The organism is Desulforhopalus sp. IMCC35007 (assembly GCF_005116575.1).
Classification (GTDB): Bacteria; Desulfobacterota; Desulfobulbia; order Desulfobulbales; family Desulfocapsaceae; genus Desulforhopalus_A.
In genome coordinates this window covers 1-2,447 of record NZ_SWCN01000058.1, presented here as the reverse complement: position 1 = coordinate 2,447, position 2,447 = coordinate 1, and the positions used below count along the sequence as shown (strand labels likewise).

Genomic DNA, 2,447 nt, shown 5'->3' with positions numbered 1-2,447 from the left:
CACTATGACCCCGTCTCTGGTCATGAACTAGAAGAAAATAATTATCCTCGTTGCAAGCATTGGTACTGCAATGAAAAAGAGGCAATGGATTCTTGTTTTGTATTGACAGTGTTAACCATATCAGGAGATATATTGACTTGTAAATCGAGTTTATGAATGCTTTCCTCTTGCAAGTATCTCTACGTAAAATAGGCGGCTTCGAATTTAAAACAGACGTTGATAATGAAGTATTATCAATACTTAGCAAATTGGGGAATGGAGCAATCCTATCGGTTGATTTTCTGGAAGCATCTAGGATTTCAAAATGCTCCTTATATGCAAATTCTTGAAGGTATTACTCTTGTTTAAATTGACTTGCTGAAGATAATAATGGATTTCCGGCAAGTAGCGTACATTCTCCTATTTCTACGTACTTGTTTTGTTGGTCCATATCGTAGTCTACTCCCCCTAATATATCCTGCGTGAAATTGACCGTCTGGTTTAAATTTAAAATTTGTTAGTGATGCTCCGCTACAATCAACATAGGCCAGCCAATCTTCGCCGTGTCTCTTATTTCATAATTCTGTACAATTTACTGTTTCCATATAGGGATCTTGCACCTTTAAACTCATAGCAACCTTTTGTGTAACTCAATGTGGGAGAAGGTTGAACAGTTGCTATTGTTTTCGGTTCTTCCGACTCAAACGTACTTTTTGCTCTAGAGCCCTTAGATATTGAGGTTCAACTGTACACTTTCTGCAATATCAGCCAACTTTTCGAAACAATCAATGTTTCAAAATAATGTTTTCTTCCCCCCCCTTTTTCAAAGGGAGGGAATGGGAAGATATAAAATTCATCAAACGAGAAAATCAGCCAAGACAGAGTGTTTTTCTTCTCTACCCCGCCCACAAACCCGTCGTGGCTGCCATTACCGAGAAGTACGCTTAATCCGGAAGAACCTTGTTTTCGCCAAACTATACTGGTATTTTTTTAGGTAAGGTGTTTTCTTAGCCGTACCACTTTATCCAATCATACTTTTGACCCTCACGAGAACGCCCAAGTATTTTAATTTTGCCCTCGTTAATCTCACTTCCAACTAGGCTGGCCCAGTCATAGCCAGGTTTATGTGTCCAATATGTTGATCCTACCGTATTGTCTGTGAAAGTTCCCTTGCTTGTCTCAATTATTTGCATAAGATCACGCCAGCCGTAATAAACATGTGATCCTTCTACTTTTGCGACAGAGATAATTTTCATAACTTCTCCTTAAACCCATGGAAATTCTTCAGTACTGACTATTGCCTCAGTAATGCCTTTTTCTTTCCAACCACGCAGCGGTCCTGATCTCAAGTTGTTCATAATATTAGAGTTTTCAGTCAATCTAGTCACAACCCACTGTTTATTCACTATCACTCCATCTGTTTTTGTGAGTTGGATCCAAGCCTTTTTAACTTTGAGCAACCTACGCTTGAACTCTTCCATATCGTTATCTGGCTCAAATTTTATGCTTAACGAACTACTAGGTTCTATAAATCCTTCTAGCCCTAGTTCGTGTTGATAGAACACAACTAAAAAATCAATCAAGTCATCAAATGATCTGTGTCCTCTCATTAGCGGCTTCAAGTTTTTCATTGTATTGTCTGATATTTCAATAGTATGGCTCATATTCCTCCCCTCCTTCAAGTTTATACAATTGATCAATATTGATACATATTGATTCAATATCTTCTTTTATTGGGAACATGTCAAGAAATAAAGTTGCCTTGAAGCGATGTCGAGATGAACAGCCTCTCTATTGAATATTTCTTAACACCTTTAATCAAAGATAATTCCAAATTCTCTTGACCTAAAATCCACATCTTTTTTTGTTATCCTAACTCAAAAAACATGTCCTTGATTAAAAGATTATTTCAGAATTATCAACCGAGAAAGTTGCTCTCTTTTTGAATGGTCCCATGAAAGGCAATGTCTTCATAAAATTGGAAAAGAGATCACATTATTCATAAATAATAATGCACAGGGTACAATGGTGTTTATCGTGTTGTGCCGACTGTACTGCCGAGATTCGTGGTGCTGGTCAGCATCGCGATGAGCCCCCAAAATAGCCAGGATGAAAATGATAGAGAAACTCATTCAACGAATTCAAAAACACAACATGGATTTGTGGATATTCAGAAGGCAGCAGCTGAAGTCTTTGCTCGGCATGCTGCCAAAGAAAGTCTTCGATTTGCCCATCAACTCTTCATGTCAGAAATATACCAGGCACGCTCACTGGTAACCTTCATATTTGTGAGTCTCTCACATGTAATGCAGTAAATATTTCAGTGGAATTGGTCTTTGAATTACCCTGAAAATCGGGTAAAGCGCACACTATTTAGTATTCACTCCCAAGTACTTCAAGAGCAGCCTGTCTCTGGCCACCGATTCGGTGGACCATCTATAGCTGCCCATGACAGTCTGGACCTTTGT

At 38.5% G+C, this 2,447-nt stretch carries 2 protein-coding genes; both read right to left on the bottom strand.

All coding sequences use genetic code 11. The features are described from left to right. Positions 1 to 986: 986 nt before the first annotated feature. Entirely contained in the window at positions 987 to 1,235 is a 249-nt protein-coding gene (locus FCL48_RS24545) for a hypothetical protein (protein ID WP_136876721.1), read from the bottom strand. 9 nt (positions 1,236 to 1,244) lie between these two features. Then, positions 1,245 to 1,643 (bottom strand): hypothetical protein, encoded by a 399-nt coding sequence (locus tag FCL48_RS24540; protein WP_136876719.1) that lies wholly within the window; start codon positions 1,641 to 1,643, stop codon positions 1,245 to 1,247. Positions 1,644 to 2,447: the final 804 nt, after the last annotated feature.

Coding starts and splice junctions, on each gene's coding strand:
- FCL48_RS24545 (WP_136876721.1), bottom strand. CDS start 1,235: ATGAAAATTATCTCTGTCGCAAAAGTAGAAGGATCACATGTTTATTAC.
- FCL48_RS24540 (WP_136876719.1), bottom strand. CDS start 1,643: ATGAGCCATACTATTGAAATATCAGACAATACAATGAAAAACTTGAAG.